General features: G+C 74.4%; 20 protein-coding genes. 6 read left to right on the forward strand and 14 right to left on the reverse strand.

Going from position 1 to position 16,104, the window contains the following annotated elements:
• Window positions 1-258 (reverse strand): zf-HC2 domain-containing protein (locus GTW08_RS17995; RefSeq protein WP_202417334.1); only part of this gene is annotated, 258 nt, incomplete at its 3' end.
• Window positions 255-896 carry an RNA polymerase sigma factor SigE gene (gene sigE / locus GTW08_RS18000; RefSeq protein WP_062400471.1) on the reverse strand — a complete coding sequence of 214 codons (642 nt, stop codon included), beginning with the start codon at window positions 894-896 and terminating at the stop codon, window positions 255-257. The genes sigE and GTW08_RS17995, both read right to left, overlap by 4 nt.
• A gap of 167 nt (window positions 897-1,063) precedes the next feature.
• Between sigE and GTW08_RS18005 the strand changes: the two genes are divergently transcribed.
• A complete protein-coding gene (locus GTW08_RS18005) occupies window positions 1,064-1,696 on the forward strand; it encodes an O-methyltransferase (RefSeq protein WP_100879700.1) in 633 nt (210 codons plus the stop codon).
• 54 nt (window positions 1,697-1,750) lie between these two features.
• Here the strand turns inward: GTW08_RS18005 and glgC are convergent, their stop codons facing one another.
• The gene (gene glgC / locus GTW08_RS18010) at window positions 1,751-2,986 is read right to left on the reverse strand and encodes a glucose-1-phosphate adenylyltransferase (RefSeq protein ID WP_073577744.1); all 1,236 of its coding nucleotides are present in this window, start codon (window positions 2,984-2,986) and stop codon (window positions 1,751-1,753) included.
• Between the two features lie 137 nt (window positions 2,987-3,123).
• Between glgC and glgA the strand changes: the two genes are divergently transcribed.
• Window positions 3,124-4,287, forward strand: a complete 1,164-nt coding sequence (gene glgA / locus GTW08_RS18015; RefSeq protein WP_100879699.1) for a glycogen synthase — start codon at window positions 3,124-3,126, stop codon at window positions 4,285-4,287.
• 80 nt (window positions 4,288-4,367) lie between these two features.
• Here the strand turns inward: glgA and GTW08_RS18020 are convergent, their stop codons facing one another.
• The 8 genes from GTW08_RS18020 to dapE form a co-directional block, all read right to left on the reverse strand.
• Window positions 4,368-4,535, reverse strand: coding sequence for a DUF3117 domain-containing protein (locus GTW08_RS18020; protein WP_010241564.1), 168 nt, complete (start codon window positions 4,533-4,535; stop codon window positions 4,368-4,370).
• Window positions 4,536-4,706: 171 nt separating this feature from the next.
• A complete protein-coding gene (locus tag GTW08_RS18025) occupies window positions 4,707-5,333 on the reverse strand; it encodes a DNA-3-methyladenine glycosylase I (RefSeq protein ID WP_073577742.1) in 627 nt (208 codons plus the stop codon).
• The gene (locus GTW08_RS18030; RefSeq protein WP_161152260.1) at window positions 5,330-5,803 is read right to left on the reverse strand and encodes an SRPBCC family protein; all 474 of its coding nucleotides are present in this window, start codon (window positions 5,801-5,803) and stop codon (window positions 5,330-5,332) included. The genes GTW08_RS18025 and GTW08_RS18030 overlap by 4 nt, the downstream gene beginning before the upstream one ends.
• Window positions 5,804-5,891: 88 nt before the next feature.
• Entirely contained in the window at window positions 5,892-6,254 is a 363-nt protein-coding gene (locus GTW08_RS18035; protein WP_073577741.1) for a DivIVA domain-containing protein, read from the reverse strand.
• A 35-nt stretch (window positions 6,255-6,289) separates the two neighbouring features.
• Window positions 6,290-7,300 (reverse strand): glucosyl-3-phosphoglycerate synthase, encoded by a 1,011-nt coding sequence (locus GTW08_RS18040; protein WP_161152258.1) that lies wholly within the window; start codon window positions 7,298-7,300, stop codon window positions 6,290-6,292.
• A 4-nt stretch (window positions 7,301-7,304) separates the two neighbouring features.
• On the reverse strand, window positions 7,305-7,901 hold the full coding sequence (locus GTW08_RS18045; RefSeq protein ID WP_161152259.1) for a TIGR00730 family Rossman fold protein: 597 nt from the start codon (window positions 7,899-7,901) through the stop codon (window positions 7,305-7,307).
• A complete protein-coding gene (locus tag GTW08_RS18050) occupies window positions 7,901-8,683 on the reverse strand; it encodes a TIGR00730 family Rossman fold protein (RefSeq protein ID WP_100880847.1) in 783 nt (260 codons plus the stop codon). The genes GTW08_RS18045 and GTW08_RS18050 overlap by 1 nt, the downstream gene beginning before the upstream one ends.
• Before the next feature lie 75 nt (window positions 8,684-8,758).
• Window positions 8,759-9,832, reverse strand: a complete 1,074-nt coding sequence (gene dapE, locus GTW08_RS18055; protein WP_237453954.1) for a succinyl-diaminopimelate desuccinylase — start codon at window positions 9,830-9,832, stop codon at window positions 8,759-8,761.
• A 475-nt stretch (window positions 9,833-10,307) separates the two neighbouring features.
• On the opposite strand from dapE, the gene GTW08_RS18060 reads away from it, so the two are divergent.
• The 3 genes from GTW08_RS18060 to GTW08_RS18070 all read left to right on the forward strand — a co-directional run bounded on the left by GTW08_RS18060 (window position 10,308) and on the right by GTW08_RS18070 (window position 12,991).
• A complete protein-coding gene (locus tag GTW08_RS18060; RefSeq protein WP_073577737.1) occupies window positions 10,308-11,012 on the forward strand; it encodes a helix-turn-helix domain-containing protein in 705 nt (234 codons plus the stop codon).
• A gap of 11 nt (window positions 11,013-11,023) precedes the next feature.
• Complete coding sequence (gene dapD, locus GTW08_RS18065) at window positions 11,024-11,959, forward strand: 2,3,4,5-tetrahydropyridine-2,6-dicarboxylate N-succinyltransferase (RefSeq protein WP_139282980.1); 936 nt, start codon at window positions 11,024-11,026, stop codon at window positions 11,957-11,959.
• Window positions 11,960-12,022: 63 nt separating this feature from the next.
• Window positions 12,023-12,991: a CHAD domain-containing protein gene (locus GTW08_RS18070; protein ID WP_073577735.1), complete on the forward strand. Its 969-nt coding sequence runs from the start codon at window positions 12,023-12,025 to the stop codon at window positions 12,989-12,991.
• Between the two features lie 12 nt (window positions 12,992-13,003).
• Here the strand turns inward: GTW08_RS18070 and GTW08_RS18075 are convergent, their stop codons facing one another.
• The 3 genes from GTW08_RS18075 to fdxA all read right to left on the reverse strand — a co-directional run bounded on the left by GTW08_RS18075 (window position 13,004) and on the right by fdxA (window position 15,796).
• The gene (locus GTW08_RS18075) at window positions 13,004-14,212 is read right to left on the reverse strand and encodes an MFS transporter (protein ID WP_073577734.1); all 1,209 of its coding nucleotides are present in this window, start codon (window positions 14,210-14,212) and stop codon (window positions 13,004-13,006) included.
• A gap of 157 nt (window positions 14,213-14,369) precedes the next feature.
• Complete coding sequence (dapC, locus tag GTW08_RS18080; RefSeq protein WP_073577733.1) at window positions 14,370-15,473, reverse strand: succinyldiaminopimelate transaminase; 1,104 nt, start codon at window positions 15,471-15,473, stop codon at window positions 14,370-14,372.
• A complete protein-coding gene (fdxA, locus tag GTW08_RS18085) occupies window positions 15,470-15,796 on the reverse strand; it encodes a ferredoxin (protein ID WP_020626080.1) in 327 nt (108 codons plus the stop codon). The genes dapC and fdxA overlap by 4 nt, the downstream gene beginning before the upstream one ends.
• A 128-nt stretch (window positions 15,797-15,924) precedes the next feature.
• Here fdxA and GTW08_RS18090 point away from each other — a divergent pair.
• Window positions 15,925-16,104: hypothetical protein (locus tag GTW08_RS18090; protein WP_202417335.1), on the forward strand; the 180-nt coding region annotated here is incomplete at its 3' end.

Genomic DNA, 16,104 nt, shown 5'->3' on the forward strand with positions numbered 1-16,104 from the left:
GTCCTGCGGGATCGCGCGCAGCGTCGACATCAGCGACGGCGGCAGCGTGGGGGCGTCGGCACCGCGCAGCGCGGTGCGGGCCCGCCGCTGCTCGGCGACCTCCACCGCGCAGTCGGGGCAGCGCTCGAGGTGGCGGGTGGCGCGGTCGTGCGGGCCGGCGGCCAGCTCGTCGTCCACGAAGGCGACGACCGCCTCGAGCGTCAGGTGGGTCGTCCCCCAGTCCGGGGGGACGACCTGGAAACGCCGTCGCTCGGTCACGGGACCAACTCTGCCACCGGACCGCGGTCGGATGCCACCGCCTGCTCCTCCGCCGCGGCCGCGCGGTGCCGCTCCAGCGACGCCCGCAGCGCGGTCCGGCCCCGGTGGATGCGGCTGCGGACGGTGCCGAGCTTCACCCCGAGGGTGGCGCCGATCTCCTCGTAGGACAGGCCCTCGACGTCGCACAGGACGACGGCGACCCGGAAGTCCGGGGGCAGCTCGTCCAGCGCGGCCTGCAGGTGCGGGTCGAGGTGGTTGATCGCGAACACGGTCTCGGGCTCGGGGCCACCGCCCGGGAGCCGGTCGGTGTCCTCGGGCAGTCCCTCCATCCGCAGCCGGGCGCGGCGGCGGACCATGTCGAGGAACAGGTTCGTGGTGATGCGGTGCAGCCAGCCCTCGAAGGTGCCCGGCTTGTAGGACGCCAGGGACCGGAACACCCGGATGAAGGTCTCCTGGGTGAGGTCCTCCGCGTCGTGCTGGTTGCCGGACAGGCGGTAGGCGAGTCGGTAGACGCGGTCGGCGTGCTCCCGGACGACCTCGTCCCAGGTGGGCGGGGTCCAGTCGGCACCCTCACCGGGGCGGGTACCGGCGGCGGCGTCCCGGAACGGGGCGTCGTCGGTTGCGCGAGGGGCGGACATCGGGGCGGGGCACCTCCGTGGAGTCGCGACCGTGTCGTGGTGTCGATCGGCCGCGAGGCTTCGTTCGTTGCACCACAGACTGCCCGCCACCCATGAGGAGGATGTGAAACCCGTCTGAGAGAAGTCTGTGAAACCGACGACGGATCATGCGGCGATAATCTTGCGCCATGAGCACACCCGCGGGGGCGGCCGCGTACGCCGAGGGCTACCTCGCCGAGGACGATGCGTGCGGCGAGGCCCGCGCACTGGGCACGGCGGCGGGCGCGCACCCCATCTCCGCGGCGGGCGGGGCGGCGCTGTCGGTGCTGGCCGCGACGGTCTCCGCTCGGGCCGTCGTCGAGATCGGGACCGGAGCCGGGGTGAGCGGGCTGTACCTCCTGCGCGGCATGGCCGGCGACGGGACGCTGACCACCATCGACGTCGACCCGGAGCTGCAGCGTTCGGCCCGGCGCACCTTCCTCGCCGCCGGGTACGGACCCGGGCGCGCGCGGCTGATCAACGGGATGGCACTGGAGGTGCTGCCGCGACTGACCGACGGCGGCTACGACCTCGTCGTCGCCGACGCCGTCCCCGCCGAGTACCCCGGCTACCTGGCCGAGGCGATCCGGCTGCTGCGCCCCGGCGGGGTGCTGGTGCTGGAGGGTGTGCTCGACGGTGGCCGGGTCGCCGAGCCCGGTGCCGTGCACGGTCCGGGTACGGCCGCACTGCGCGAGACCGCCGCGCTGGTCCGCGACGACGAGCGCCTGCTGTCGGCGCTGCTGCCGGTCGCGGACGGGATGCTCTGCGCCGTCCGCAGGTGAGCGGAGCGAACGCGGCATCGACACCGCAGGTGAGCGCGGAGCCGCAGGTCGGCGCTACTGCGCCGTGACGCCCTTGCCGAGGACGACGACGCCGCCGTTGGAGACGGTGTAGCGGCTGCGGTCGAGGTTCAGGTCGACGCCGATCAGCGCGCCGTCGGGGACGACGACGTTCTTGTCGAGGATCGCACGGCGCACGACCGCGCCCCGGCCGATCCGGGCGCCCGGCAGCACGACCGAGTCCGAGACCTCCGCGCCGCCCGACACCGACACGTTCGGGCTGATGACCGACCGGCGCACGATCGCCCCGGAGATGATCGTGCCCGCGCCGACGATCGAGTCCTGCGCGATGCCGCCCTCGACGAACTTCGCCGGCGGCAGCGCGGGCATCGCGGTGCGGATGGGCCAGCGCTGGTTGTAGAGGTTGAAGATCGGGTGCACCGAGACGAGGTCGGTGTGCGCGTCGTAGTACGCGTCGATGGTCCCGACGTCGCGCCAGTAGCCGGCGTCGCGCTCGGTGGCGCCGGGGACGACGTTGTCGGCGAAGTCGTAGACGTGCGCGTCACCCTTGGCGACGAGCGCCGGGATGATGTCCCCGCCCATGTCGTGGTCGGAGTCGGCGTTCGCAGCGTCGGCCTTCAGCGCGTCGAGCAGTGCCTCGGTGGTGAACACGTAGTTGCCCATCGAAGCGAAGGTCACCTCGGGGTCGTCCGGCACGTGCGGCGGGTCGGACGGCTTCTCGAGGAACTCGGTGATGCGGCCGGTCTCGTCGGAGGCGATGCAGCCGAACGCCTTGGCCTCGGCCCGCGGCACCCGGATCCCCGCGACGGTGACGCCCGCGCCGGACTCGGCGTGCTGGGCGATCATCTGCGCCGGGTCCATCCGGTAGACGTGGTCGGCGCCGAACACGGCGATGTACTCGGGCTGGTCGTCGTAGACCAGGTTGAGGCTCTGGAAGATCGCGTCCGCCGAGCCGGTGTACCAGCGCCTGCCGAGCCGCTGCTGGGCCGGGACGGTGGTGATGTACTGGTCGAGCACCGACGACAGCCGCCACGTCGTCGAGATGTGCCGGTCCAACGAGTGCGACTTGTACTGGGTCAGCACGCACAGCCGGTCCATCCCGCAGTTCACGAGGTTGGACAGCACGAAGTCGATGAGCCGGTAGTTGCCACCGAACGGGACGGCGGGCTTGGCACGGTCCGCGGTGAGCGGCCAGAGCCGCTTCCCCTCGCCACCGGCCAGCACGATGCCGAGAACCCTTCCGGGAAGACGTCCGGACGCGGTCGGTCGCATGGCGTGAACACTAGTGGGCGCCCGGTGGCGGGGCCATACGTCCGGCCCCGCCGGGCAGGGTCGGACCGGATCGGACGCAGCGATCGCCCGGCGGACTCCTCGCGCCGCGTCCGCCCACCCCGGTAGCGTCCCGGCCCGTGCGCGTCGGCCTTCTCACCCGTGAATACCCGCCCGCCGTCTACGGCGGCGCCGGAGTCCACGTGGGACATCTCGTCCCCGCCCTGCGGGAGCTCGTCGACGTCGACGTGCACTGCTTCGCCGAACCGGGCAGCAACGCCCCGGCCGACGCGCGCGCACACTCCGCGCCGCCGCTGCCGGACGGGGCGAACGCGGCGCTGACCACGCTCGGGGTGGACCTGTCGATGGCCGCCGAGCTGGAGCGCTGCGACGTGCTGCACTCCCACACCTGGTACGCCAACATGGCGGGCCACATCGGCGGCCTGCTGCACGGGCGCCCGCACGTGGTCACGGCCCACTCGCTGGAGCCGCTGCGGCCGTGGAAGGCCGAGCAGCTCGGCGGCGGGTACCGGCTGTCGTCGTGGGTGGAGCGGACCGCCTACGAGGCGGCGGACGCCGTCATCGCGGTCTCCCACGGCATGCGCCGCGACGTGCTGAACGCCTACCCCGCGATCGACCCGGACCTGGTGCACGTGGTGCACAACGGCATCGACACGCAGTTCTACGCGCCCGACCCGGCCCGCGACGCGCTGCTCGCCCACGGCGTCGACCCGGACCGGCCGCTCGTGGTGTTCGTCGGCCGGATCACCCGGCAGAAGGGCCTCGGGCACCTGGTCGCGGCGGCACACCGGTTCGACCCGTCGGCGCAGGTCGTGCTCTGCGCGGGCGCCCCGGACACGAAGGAGATCGCGGCCGAGACCGAGCGGGCGGTGGCGGAGCTGTCCGCCTCGCGCGACGGCGTCGTGTGGATCCAGCGGATGCTCGCCACCGCCGAGGTCCGCCAGCTGCTGTCGGCGGCGACGGTGTTCGTGTGCCCCTCGGTCTACGAGCCGCTGGGCATCGTGAACCTGGAGGCGATGGCCTGCGGTACGGCCGTGGTCGCCTCCGACGTCGGCGGGATCCCGGAGGTCGTCGACGACGGCGCGACCGGCCTCCTCGCGCACTACGACCCGGCCGACACCGCCGCGTTCGAGGCGGCACTGGCCGAGGCGGTCAACGCGCTGGTCGCGGACCCGCGGCGGGCCGCGACGATGGGTGAGCGGGGCCGGGAGCGCGCGGTCGCCGAGTTCGCCTGGGCCGAGATGGCCCGGCGGACGCTGGAGGTCTACGAGTCGGTGGCCTGAGGCCCGTCACCAGGCCCCGGGTACGACGACGGCGGGACCGGTTCCCCGGCCCCGCCGCGTCGTGTCCGTTCCGTCGGCCGTCAGCCGACGGTCGACTTCAGCGCCTCACTGAGGTCGGTGGCCTCGTCCGGGGTCATCTCGACGACGAGACGCCCGCCGCCCTCGAGCGGGACGCGCATCACGATGCCCCGGCCCTCCTTGGTGACTTCCATGGGCCCGTCGCCGGTGCGGGGCTTCATCGCGGCCATTCGTCCGTCCTCCGTCAACATCCACAACTGTCGTTCCCCGGTGCGCGCTCGGGGCACGCGCCGACCGTGGGACCACATTGTCCCCCATCACCGGCGCCGAGGTGCAACCGAGGCGATCACGGCTCGGCAGCGATACCCGCGGCGTTCACGCAGCGCAACGGCCCGGCGACGCTACGGCGACCCCGGTCCGGTCCGCCGCGGGCCCTCCGGGGCGGCCCCGGCACGCCAGCAGTACGCGACGTGGTCGTCGACCAGACCGGTCGCCTGCATGAGTGCGTAGCAGGTGGTGGGACCGACGAACCGGAAGCCGCGCTTCTTGAGCGCCGTCGACAACGCCGTCGACGCGGGCGTGGAGCCGGGGACGTCGGACAGCCGTGCCGGGCGCGGGTGGTCGGCCGGGTCGGGTGCGTAGGAGGCGAGGAACGCGCCGAGGTCGTCACCGGCGTCGAGGAGGTCGAGCACGGCGCGGGCGTTGGAGATCGTGGCCTCGATCTTCATCCGGTTGCGCACGATCCGGGCGTCGCCGAGGAGGCGGGTCACGTCGTCGTCGCCGAAGCGGGCGACCGTGTCCGGGTCGAAGTCGGCGAAGACCTCGCGGAACGCCGGGCGCTTGCGCAGCACGACGATCCAGGACAGCCCGGACTGGAACGCCTCCAGGCTCATGCGCTCGAACCAGGCCGCGGTGCCGTGGACGGGGCGGCCCCACTCGTCGTCGTGGTAGGCGACGTAGTCCGGTGCCGAGAGCGCCCAGTCGCAGCGGGGGCGGTCGTCGTGGGCCGCGGGGTCGGGCGATGTCACCGGCCGGCCCGGTAGCGGTCCTCGGTCCGCTCGGCCATCCCGCGCAGCGAGTGCGCGACCCCGGCACGGAACGCGGGGCGCACCAGCGGCCAGCCGAACCGGCCGAGCGCACCGAGCGGCAGGTCGAGCAGCTCGGTCCACAGGAACCGCGACCGCGCCGGGCCCAGCTCCACGACGACGAACACGCCGTCGCCGCGGATCACGGCGCCGGTGTGGGTGACGACGATCCGCCGCTCCCCCGTCGCACCGGCGGGCGGTTCGGTCCACTCGGTGACCCGCATCGTGTCGGCGACGGCGAGCGGCCCGACCCCGGTGACCGCGCGCAGCTCGGTGCCGACCGAGCGGCCGTCGCCCGCGGTGATCTCGACGGTCGTGCCGAGCATCCAGTCCGACTGGCCCTCGAGGTCGGAGACCACCTCCCACAGGACGTCGGCGGGCACGTTGACGTCGACCGGGACCGTCAGCTCCACCCGGCCGCCGCCGGCCGGGCGCACGCCCGGGGTGCGGTCGCCGACCCCGCCGTCGCCGCCGTCCCCGCTCCTGCCTGCGGTACCGCCGTCACCACTGCCGTCGTTGCTCGTCACCCGGGTCCTCCTCGGCGCGCATCCGCGCGATCGTCGCCTCCAACCGGGCCACCCGGTCGGCCAGCTCGTGCCGGTCGGTCCGGACCCGGTCCAGCTCGCCGGCCAACCGGTCGAGTGCCCAGTCCACCTCAGCCATCCGGTATCCGCGCAGCACCTGCTGGAAACGCAGGTCGCGGACGTCGGTTCCGGAGACCTCGCGGGCGGGCAGCCGGGTGGGTGTCGCGTCCGGGGCGAGCGGGGCGAGCTCCTCCCCGCGGCCGAAGACCGCGGCCGCCAACACGAACACCAGCGCGGCGACGCCGGCCAGCACGAGCACGTACGCGAGGGCGGTCCCCATGCCGCCATCTCATCACGCCGGTCCGACGACGGGTCTCACCCCACGCGGGCGGCGGGTGCGACCACCGGCTCGGCGGACCCTCCGTCGCGCACCCGGCCCGGTGGGGGCCGGTCCACCTGGCGCAGCGGACGGGTCTCGGTGCGCCATTCCGTCTCCGCGCCGTGGCCGGTGTGCACGTGGCCGGGGAGGACGTCGTCGGGGAGGAACGCGGTGAGTGCGGCGCCGGAGTCCTCGACCCCGCAGCGGGCCAGGGCCGTGGCGAGGACCTCGCGGGAGGTGCGGCCGAGCTCGTGCAGCGGGCGGTTGCGGTGCCGGCGCACGCCGAGGTCGGCCTGCGCGATGGCCGCGGTCCCGCCGACGACGGTGTCGGCGTCGGTGTCGAGCAGCAGGCCGATGTCGACGCCGTAGCCGGTCGCGAACGGGAGCCGGTCGAGCAGCTCGCGGGTGGCGGCGTACTCACCCCCGATGGGCTGGCGGACGTGCCGCAGCCCGGGGCGGAGCGCGGCGAGCAGGGGGCGGGCGAGCAGCTCGGTGACGCGGCCGCCCTCGTGCCCGCTCGCGTCGTCGGGGCCGCAGGCACCACCGGGGCCGCCGGGGCCGGTGAGCGGACGCCGGTGGTAGCCCTTGACCAGCGCGGTCCCGGGCCGGGTGAGCAGCGGCGCGAGGAGCCGTTCGACGAGCTCGGGGTGCGGGTCGACGAGGTCGGCGTCGACGAAGCAGACCAGGTCGGCCGGGCGCGGCCCGTTCCCCAGGGCGACGACGGCGCGCCACATCGCCTCGCCCTTGCCCGGCAGCACGTGGACGCCGGGCACCGCCCGCTCGCGGCCGAGCACCCGTGCCCCGGCCGCCGCGGCGTACTCCGCGGTGCGGTCGGTGCTCCCGGAGTCGAGGACGACGAGGTCGTCGACCAGCGGGAACGGGCCCTCGCACAGCCGGGTCAGTCCGGCGACGAGCGCACCGACCGTCGCCTCCTCGTCCAGGGCGGGCAGGACGACGGCGATGCGACGGCCGTCCTTGCGGGCGGCGAGCCGGGCGGAGAGGGTCACGGGCTCAGGTGAGCGGACGGGCGCACTCGTCGAGCGCCGCGCCGGCCAGCCCGGCGGGGTCGGCCGGAGCGGAGTCGCCGCCGCGGACCTGCCGCAGCCGCTCGATCGGGGCCCGTGAGGCGAACCCGCGGTCGGCGAGGCCGGCGACCCAGTCGACGAGGCCGTCCCAGTGGCCGTCGGGGTCGAGCAGCACGACCGGCTTGCCGTGGAGGCCGAGCGACCCGGCCGTCCAGACCTCGAAGAGCTCTTCACAGGTCCCGATGCCGCCGGGCAGCGCGAGGAACGCGTCGGCACGATCCTCCATCTGCTGCTTGCGCTCGCGCATGCTCTCGACGACGAGCAGCTCGTCGCTGTCGTGGTCGGCCCACTCGCGCTCGACCATGGACCGCGGGATGACCCCGACGGTGCGGCCGCCTGCCTCCCGGGCGCCGGCAGCGACCGCACCCATCATCGATTTGCGGCCCCCGCCGGACACGAGCGTCCAGCCGCGGGCGGCGACGGCACGGCCGACCTCCCGGGCGAGTTCGAGGTAGTGCGGGGCGACGCCGTCGGAGCTGGCGCAGTAGACGCAGACGGCGAACCCGGGCTCCGGACCGGCCATCAGTGCGTCTCCTCCCAGGCGTGGTAGGCCTCGTTGACCACGTCGACGGCGTCGTCGATGTCGTCGGTGACGTGCAGCAGGTCGAGGTCCTTCTCTCCGATCTTGCCGTCGGCGAGGACGGTCTTGGCGATCCAGTCGTAGAGGCCGCCCCAGTAGTCGCTGCCGAGCAGGACGACCGGGAACTTCGTGACCTTCTTGGTCTGCACGAGGACGAGCGCCTCGAACAGCTCGTCGAGCGTGCCGAACCCGCCGGGCAGGCAGACGAACGCCTGCGAGTACTTCACGAACATCGTCTTGCGGGCGAAGAAGTAGCGGAAGTTGATCCCGAGGTCGACCCACGGGTTCAGGCCCTGCTCGAACGGCAGCTCGATGCCGAGCCCGACCGAGAGCCCGCCCGCCTCGGAGGCACCGCGGTTCGCGGCCTCCATCGCGCCCGGGCCGCCCCCGGTGATGACGGCGAACCCGGCTCCGGCGAGCCGCGCCCCGAGCTCGCGGCCCAGCTCGTACTCCGGGGAGCCGGCCTGCGTGCGGGCCGAGCCGAACACGGTCGCCGCGCGCGGGAGTTCGGCGAGCATCCCGAACCCCTCGACGAATTCGGCCTGGATCCGCAGCACCCGCCACGGGTCGGTGTGCACCCAGTCGGCCGGGCCCCGGGAGTCGAGCAGCCGCTGGTCGGTGGTGGTCGGCTCGATGCTGCGTTCGCCGCGCAGCACCACCGGGCCACGCTGCTTCTCGGGCTGCTTCTCGTGCAGCGTCCGGGGATCGGCGTTCTCGTCGGCCATGACGATCACGGTATTCGGGCGGCGACGACCCGGCCCCGCCGGTGGGGTCGTCGCCGCGGGCCCGGCCGGCTCCGGTCAGGCGGGGTGGCCCGCGAGGTAGCGGCGCAGCACCGCGGTGCAGGCGGTGATCGCGTCCTCGGCGACGTGCTCCTCGCGGGTGTGGGCGAGGTTCGGGTCGCCGGGCCCGTAGTTGACCGCCGGGATGCCCAGCGCGGCGAAACGGGAGACGTCGGTCCAGCCGTACTTCGCCCGCGGTACCGCCCCGGTCGCGGCGACGAACTCCGCGGCAGCCGGCGCGGACAGGCCCGGCAGCGCTCCCGGCGAGAGGTCGGTGACGACGAGGGGGAACCCGTCGAACACCTCTCGGACGTGCTCGACGGCCTGCTCGGCGGACCGGTCCGGGGCGAACCGGAAGTTCACGGTGACGACGCACTCGTCGGGGACGACGTTGCCCGCGACCCCGCCGCCGATCCGCACGGCCTGCAGACCCTCGCGGTACTCGCAGCCGTCGATGTCCACCCACCGAGGCCGGTACGCCGCCAGCCGCGAGAGGATCTCCCCGGCCCGGTGGATCGCGTTGTCCCCCAGCCAGGACCGCGCCGAGTGCGAGCGTCGTCCCGAGGCCCGCAGCTCGACGCGGAGGGTGCCCTGGCAGCCGGCCTCGAGGGTGCCGTCGGTGGGCTCGCCGAGGATCGCGAGGTCGGCGTCGAGCCAGTCCCGGTGCTCGCGCTCGATGCGGCCGAGCCCGTTGCGTTCCGCCTCGATCTCTTCGCAGTCGTAGAAGACCAGGGTGAGGTCGTGCCTCGGCTCGGCCAGCGTGGTCGCGAGGTGCGCGAAGACGGCATCGCCGGACTTCATGTCCGAGGTGCCGCAGCCGTGCACGATCCCGTCGGCGCGGCGCGACGGCACGTTGTCCGCGATCGGCACGGTGTCGATGTGCCCGGCCAGCAGCACGCGGTGCGGACGCCCCAGATCGGTGCGCGCGAGCACCGCGTCACCGGACCGCAGCACCTCCAGGTGCGGTGCCTGGGTCCGCAGCGCGGCCTCGAGCGCGTCGGCGAGTCGCCGCTCGTCACCGGACACACTGGCGATGTCGACCATTGCGGCCGTCAGGGTCACCGGGTCGGACGTGAGGTCCAGCGCGGGCAGCGTCGTCGTCACCGGCCCGACGCTACCGACCCGCCCGGGCGCCCCTCCCCCGCGACCCGGCCGTGCCCGGGCACTCCGGACCGACCGCCGCGGCGCCGGATCGACGCCCCGGCCCCGTGCCGCGTCGCCGGGGGGTGGGCTCCTTGGTCGTGGCTTTGCTCTGCTCACCGATACGCAGCACGGGCCCACGGGCGCCTCTCGCGCCCCTCCCGTCGGACCCGGATCGGGGCAGGGTCGGGGGCGTGAACGGTCTCCGTCCGCCTCCTGGGGGCCGTCCCCAGCCTGCCCGCTGCGTATCGGTGAGCAGAGCAAAGCGACGCACGGACGGCCACCTCCGGACGACCGATCGGGCCGCGGCCCGCCGCGTCGATCATCGCCGGCACCGGCGACGGCCCGGCTGTCCACAAGTGCGCGAGTTGTCCACAGGTTCGCAGGTCGCCGGCGCATTCCCGGCTCGCGGACGCAGGGTCGGTGCATGGACATCATCGAGGGCGACCGGCTGCCCGCGGAGCCGCCGACGGCGCCGGTCGACATCGTCGTCCCGGATCTGTCCGGCCTGGTCCGGCGGGTGCGGCGCAGCGCGGACCTGTCGCAGCGGGAGCTCGCGGAGCGGACGGGGCTGGCGCCGTCGACGATCGCCCGGATCGAGAGCCGGTCGCTCGCGCCGGCGCTGGACACGCTGGCCGCGATCCTGTCGGTCGCGGGGCTGCGGCTGGTCGTCGTCGACGCGGAGAACCGGCGGGTGCCACCGATGGAGGACCCGCCGGGTGACCTGCGGGACGGGGCGGGGCGCAGGTTCCCGTCGCATCTGGACGTGATCCTCGACCCGCTGCCCGGTGAGTGGTGGGGCGACCGGTACGGCTGCGCCCGACCGCCGGAGACGTTCCACCGGGACCGGCCGCTGCGCGATGCGATGCGGCGGCGCAGCGTGTGGGAGGTGCGGGTCGCGCAGTTCCGCACCGTGCCGCCACCGCCGACCATCGAGCACTGGATGATGATGCAGGCCCGTTGCCGGGCGTGCGGGCGGCTGCCCGACCCGCCACCGCCGCCGTTCGCGCCGACCGCGGTGCTCCGCTATCTGCAGGCCGCGGCCCTGCTGCTCTCGGCACGGGCAGCCGATCATGAGGACGTGTCCCGGCGCACCCACCGCGGCGTGCCGTGGGCGACGGCGGGACGGTAGGTTCGGGGCCCGTGAGCACCGAGTACCGCCGCGAAGGCGCTTCCGGAACCGGCCTGGCCACGGTCACGACCGACGGCACCGTCCTCGACGTCTGGTACCCGGCGCCGGTGCTGGCCGGGGGCTCGTCCGACGACGCCGTCGACCTGGCGCACCTCGTCGGGACCGACGAGCTGCGTGGAGTCCGCACCGAGGTCGTGCGCACCGAGATCGCCTCGCTGGCCGACGCGCCCGCCGATGCCGCCGACGTCTACCTGCGGCTGCACCTGCTCAGCCACCGCCTCGTCCAGCCGCACCAGGTGAACCTCGAGGGCCAGTTCGGGCTGCTCACCAACGTCGTCTGGACCAACCACGGCCCGTGCCCGGTGCCCGGGTTCGAGCTCACCCGGGCGACGCTGCGCGGCCGCGGCCCGGTGACCGTCACCCATGTCGACAAGTTCCCGCGGATGGTCGACTACGTGATCCCTGCCGGCGTCCGCATCGGTGACGCCGACCGCGTCCGGCTCGGCGCGCACCTCGCCGAGGGCACGACCGTCATGCACGAGGGCTTCGTCAACTTCAACGCCGGCACTCTCGGCGCGTCGATGGTCGAGGGCCGGATCTCCGCCGGTGTCGTCGTCGGGGACGGCTCGGACGTCGGCGGCGGTGCCTCGATCATGGGGACGCTGTCCGGTGGCGGCAAGGAGGTCATCTCGATCGGCCGCCGCTGTCTGCTCGGCGCGAACGCGGGCCTGGGCATCTCCCTCGGCGACGACTGCGTGGTCGAGGCCGGTCTCTACCTCACGGCGGGCACCAAGGTCACGCTGCCCGACGGCAGCACCACCGCGGCGCGCGAGCTGTCCGGTCAGAACGGGCTGCTGCTGCGCCGCAACTCGGTGTCCGGCGCGGTCGAGGCGCTGGCCCGTACCGGCGACGGCATCGCCCTCAACGCAGCGCTGCACGCCAACTGACGGCCCGGCAGCGGTTCGCGGCGGAACGACCCACAGAAGCAGGACGGCAGGGACATGGTGGGTATGGACGGGGCTGCACAGCCTCCGGGGAACCTCTACGGCGCTGCGGACCTCGGTGAGCCGCTGACCGCGGGACCGCAGGACCCGCCGGTGGCGCACGTCCGCGCGCTGCTGGACAAGCGGCTGCGCGCGATGCTGCGGCACGAGCCCGGTGTGCGCGACGGATCCGAGATCGAGGACCTGCACCAGATGCGGGTCTCCGTGCGGCGGATGCGGGCGGCGCTCAAGGCTGCCCGCCCCCTGCTCGAGCACACCTGGGCGGACCTGCTGCGCGCCGAGCTCGGCCGGCTCGGCCGGGCGCTCGGCCCGGTGCGCGACCTCGACGTGATGATCGCCCGCCTCCGCGGTGAGGTGGCCACGCTGCCGTCGGCCGAACTGGCCGCCGGTGAGCGACTGATCGCGGTGCTGGAGGCCGAGCGGGTCGGTGCGCGGGCCGAGATGCTCGACGAGCTCGACTCCGACCGGCACGCGGCACTGCGTCGCTCGCTGGTCGAGGCCGTCTCCGCTCCGCTGCCGGAGCCGCCGGACGAGGTCGCCCGCCCCGAACTGATCGAGCTGGTCCGCGCCGAGACCCGCAAGCTCGTCAAGGCGGTGCGCCGGGCCGGGCCGAACCCGCCGGACATGACCCTGCACGACCTGCGGATCCGCACCAAGCGGCTGCGCTACACCGGTGAACTCGTCGAACCGGCGATGCGCGACGCGGACGGGTCCCGCACCGACGACGCCCGTCAGGTCCGCCGGATGTTGAAGGCCGCCGCCGGACTGCAGGAGGTCCTGGGGGACCACCAGGACGCCTGCGTCGCCGAGCACCGCATCCGCGCCCTGCTCGACGAGCTGGGCCCCGGCCCCGACGCCCACGAGGTCTTCGTCGGCGGCCGATTGGTCGAGCGGGAGCGGGCCCGTGCCGAGGCGCTGCGCGAGCAGTGGTGGGCCGCGTGGGAACGTCTGGCCGAGCAGGCCGAGGCGCTCTGAGACGGCGCCCGCTCAGCGCGGACGGTCCCCGATCCTGACCACCGCGCCGCCCTGCAGCGCGGCGCCGATCAGAAGCAACGCGATCGCGGCCGGGAACCCGGCGGAGTCGATGACCAGGCCCATCACCAGCGGTCCCACCCCGGCGGAGAGGTAGCCGATACCGAGGCCGAAGCCGCTGACGGCGGCGCTGCGGGCAGGGGTCGGCGTCCGCCAGGCGATCACGGTCAGTCCCAGCGGGAACCCGGCGCCGACCCCGATCCCGATCAGGATCGCCCACAGCCACGGCAGTGGCGTCCCTTGCGCGGGGGCGAGCAGCACCCCCAGCGTCCCGGCGGCCGAGCTGAGTACGGACAGCGCCGCCCAGAACCGCCACCGGCGTCGTCGCTCGGCCGCGGCCGGGAACAGCAGCGCGGACGGGATCTGAGCAATGCTCCACACGGCGAGGAGGAGCCCGGCCCCCTGGGGCGACCAGCCCTGCGACTCGTAGAACGGCGACAGCCAGGTCAGCCAGCCGTAGAAGATCGTCGACGTCCCGGCCAGGTAGCAGGCGACACGGCGGGCGAACGGGTCGTGCCGGACCCGGACCTCCTCGGCGAGCGAGGGGCCGTCGCCGGTCGCCTCCGGGGCGCCCACGGGCTCCCGCCGGGCGTGACCGATCCGGCTCGCGACCGGGATCCACACCGCGACGGCGAGCACCGCGGGCACCGCCCACACCGCGAGCGACCACGACCAGCCGCCGAGCGCGACGGCCAGCGGCACCGCGACCGCGGACGCGACCGTCGCACCGATCATCATCGAGACGACGTAGGCACCGGTCACCGCACCCGCACGCTCGGCCAGATGCTCCTTGACAACCCCGGTGAGCAGCACCCCGGACACCCCGATGCCGAGCCCGACCAGCACCGAGCCACCGACCAGCGCGGACAGCGCCATCACCGACCGCAGCAGACTGCCCACCGCGATCGTCGCCACGGCGACGCCGAGCAGCCGCTCACGGCCGACCCGGACGGCGACGGCGGCGGCGCCGAACGAGCCCACCGACATCATCAACACCGCGCCGGCCTGCACCAGACCGGCCGCGCCCGCCCCGATCCCGAGGTCGGCCCGCGCGGTCTCCAGCAGCGGCGGGTACCCGGCGAGCCCGGCCCGCAGGTTGACCGCGAGCGCCAGCACCCCGAGCAGGACCAGGGCGGGCCGGATGACCGGCCGGGACCGGGCCACGGGGGCGCCAGGCCCGGCGCCCCCGGGTAGGTTCCGACCACCGGGACGCGGTGCCTGCATTCGACGGCTCCTTCGCCTGCCGGCTCGCTGCACCGGCCTCGTCGCTACCGGGGCGATCCTCTCCCGGGATCCTTGCCTATCGCAACGACGGCGACGGTCAGGCCGCGCCGAGCCGCTCGACCGCGGCGTCGATCCGCTCGTCCGGCGCGGTCAGCCCGACCCGGACGTGCTGGGCACCGGCGGGTCCGTAGAACTCACCGGGTGCGACGAGGATCCCCAGGCCGGCGAGCCGGTCCACGGTCTCGCGGCACGGCTCGTCCGCGCTCGCCCACAGGTAGAGACCGGCCTGCGAGTGCTCGACCGTCAGCCCGGCCTTCTCCAGCCCGGCCCGCAGGCGGGTACGACGGGCGTCGTAGCGGGCGGCCTGCTCAGCGACGTGCGCGTCGTCGGAGACGGCCGCCTCCAGCGCGGCCTGCACCGGACGCGGCACGATCATGCCCGCGTGCTTGCGGACCTCCAGCAGCCCCGACACCAGCGTCGGGTCCCCCGCGACGAACCCGGCGCGGTACCCGGCGAGGTTCGACACCTTCGACAGCGAGTGGACGGCCAGCAGCCCGGTGGTGTCGCCGTCGCAGACGTCGGGGTGCAGCACCGACCGCGGGGCGGGGTCGGAGTCGCCGGGCAGTCCGAGGTAGCACTCGTCGGAGGCGACGACCGCGCCCCGCTCCCGTGCCCAGGTCACGACCTTGCGCAGGTGCTCGACCGGCAGGACCCGGCCGGTGGGGTTCGACGGCGAGTTGAGCCACACCAGCCGGACCCGGGCCGGACCCGCGGCGGTGAGGCCGTCGGAACGGACGTGCCCGGCCCCCGCCAGCCGCGCCCCGACCTCGTAGGTCGGGTACGCGAGCTCCGGGATGACGACGGTGTCGCCCGCGCCGAGGCCCAGCAGCGTCGGCAGCCACGCGACCAGCTCCTTCGAGCCGATCGTGGGCACCACCGCGGCCGGGTCGACCCCGGACACCCCGAAGCGCCGCTGCAGGGAGGCGACGACCGCCTCGCGCAGCGACGCCGGGCCGTGCGTCGTCGGGTAACCGGGCTCGGCGGCGGCCGGCCCGGCCACCGCGTCGCGCAGCACCCCGGGAACCGGGTCCACCGGGGTGCCGACCGACAGGTCGACGATGCCGTCCGGGTGCGCCGCCGCGCGCTCACGCGCACCGGTCAGCGAGTCCCAGGGGAAATCGGGGAGGTCGAGCCTGCTCACTCGTCGTGTTCCTGCGGGGGCAGGCTCTTCGCCGGCTCCACGTCACGGTCGACCTTGCCGAGCTTCGAGGCGCCGCCGGGCGAGCCCAGCTCGTCGAAGAAGTCCACATTGGCCTTGGTGTAGGCGGCCCACTGGTCGGGGACGTCGTCCTCGTAGTAGATGGCCTCGACGGGGCAGACCGGCTCGCAGGCCCCGCAGTCGACGCACTCGTCGGGGTGGATGTAGAGCATCCGTCCACCCTCGTAGATGCAGTCCACCGGGCATTCCTCGATACACGCCTTGTCGAGCAGGTCGACGCAGGGTTCGGCGATCACGTAGGTCACTTCGGTGGTCCTCCACTCGGAGCAGCGGGCACCCGGAGATCATGTGGTGGAAGGGTGCCCGGTCAAACTGGGACGCCCGCAGGTTAACCCGCGCCCCCGGGCGGGGCAGGAGTGAGGTGGTCGGGTTCATGCTGGACGAGCTGGCCGGGCGGAGGGTGGCGCTGCGCCACCGCATCGCGCCCGAGGGCGCACCGGGGCCCCGGCTGACCGACGCGGTCGGCGAGCTGACGCCCGACGGGCCGGACGCGGTCGTCGTGCACACCCGGTCGGGACCGGTGCGGATCGCCCGCGACGCCGTCGTCGCCGTC

The sequence above is a fragment of the Pseudonocardia sp. SID8383 genome (assembly GCF_009864975.1).
GTDB classification, from domain to species: Bacteria; Actinomycetota; Actinomycetes; order Mycobacteriales; family Pseudonocardiaceae; genus Pseudonocardia; species Pseudonocardia alni.

Excerpts from the sequence above, each read along its gene's own strand:
- glgC (WP_073577744.1), bottom strand. The coding sequence starts at position 2,986 with ATGCGACCGACCGCGTCCGGACGTCTTCCCGGAAGGGTTCTCGGCATC.
- GTW08_RS18005 (WP_100879700.1), top strand. The coding sequence starts at position 1,064 with ATGAGCACACCCGCGGGGGCGGCCGCGTACGCCGAGGGCTACCTCGCC.
- GTW08_RS18060 (WP_073577737.1), top strand. The coding sequence starts at position 10,308 with ATGGACATCATCGAGGGCGACCGGCTGCCCGCGGAGCCGCCGACGGCG.
- GTW08_RS18045 (WP_161152259.1), bottom strand. The coding sequence starts at position 7,901 with ATGGCCGGTCCGGAGCCCGGGTTCGCCGTCTGCGTCTACTGCGCCAGC.
- GTW08_RS18020 (WP_010241564.1), bottom strand. The coding sequence starts at position 4,535 with ATGGCCGCGATGAAGCCCCGCACCGGCGACGGGCCCATGGAAGTCACC.
- GTW08_RS18070 (WP_073577735.1), top strand. The coding sequence starts at position 12,023 with ATGGACGGGGCTGCACAGCCTCCGGGGAACCTCTACGGCGCTGCGGAC.
- sigE (WP_062400471.1), bottom strand. The coding sequence starts at position 896 with ATGTCCGCCCCTCGCGCAACCGACGACGCCCCGTTCCGGGACGCCGCC.
- GTW08_RS18035 (WP_073577741.1), bottom strand. The coding sequence starts at position 6,254 with ATGGGGACCGCCCTCGCGTACGTGCTCGTGCTGGCCGGCGTCGCCGCG.
- GTW08_RS18050 (WP_100880847.1), bottom strand. The coding sequence starts at position 8,683 with ATGGCCGACGAGAACGCCGATCCCCGGACGCTGCACGAGAAGCAGCCC.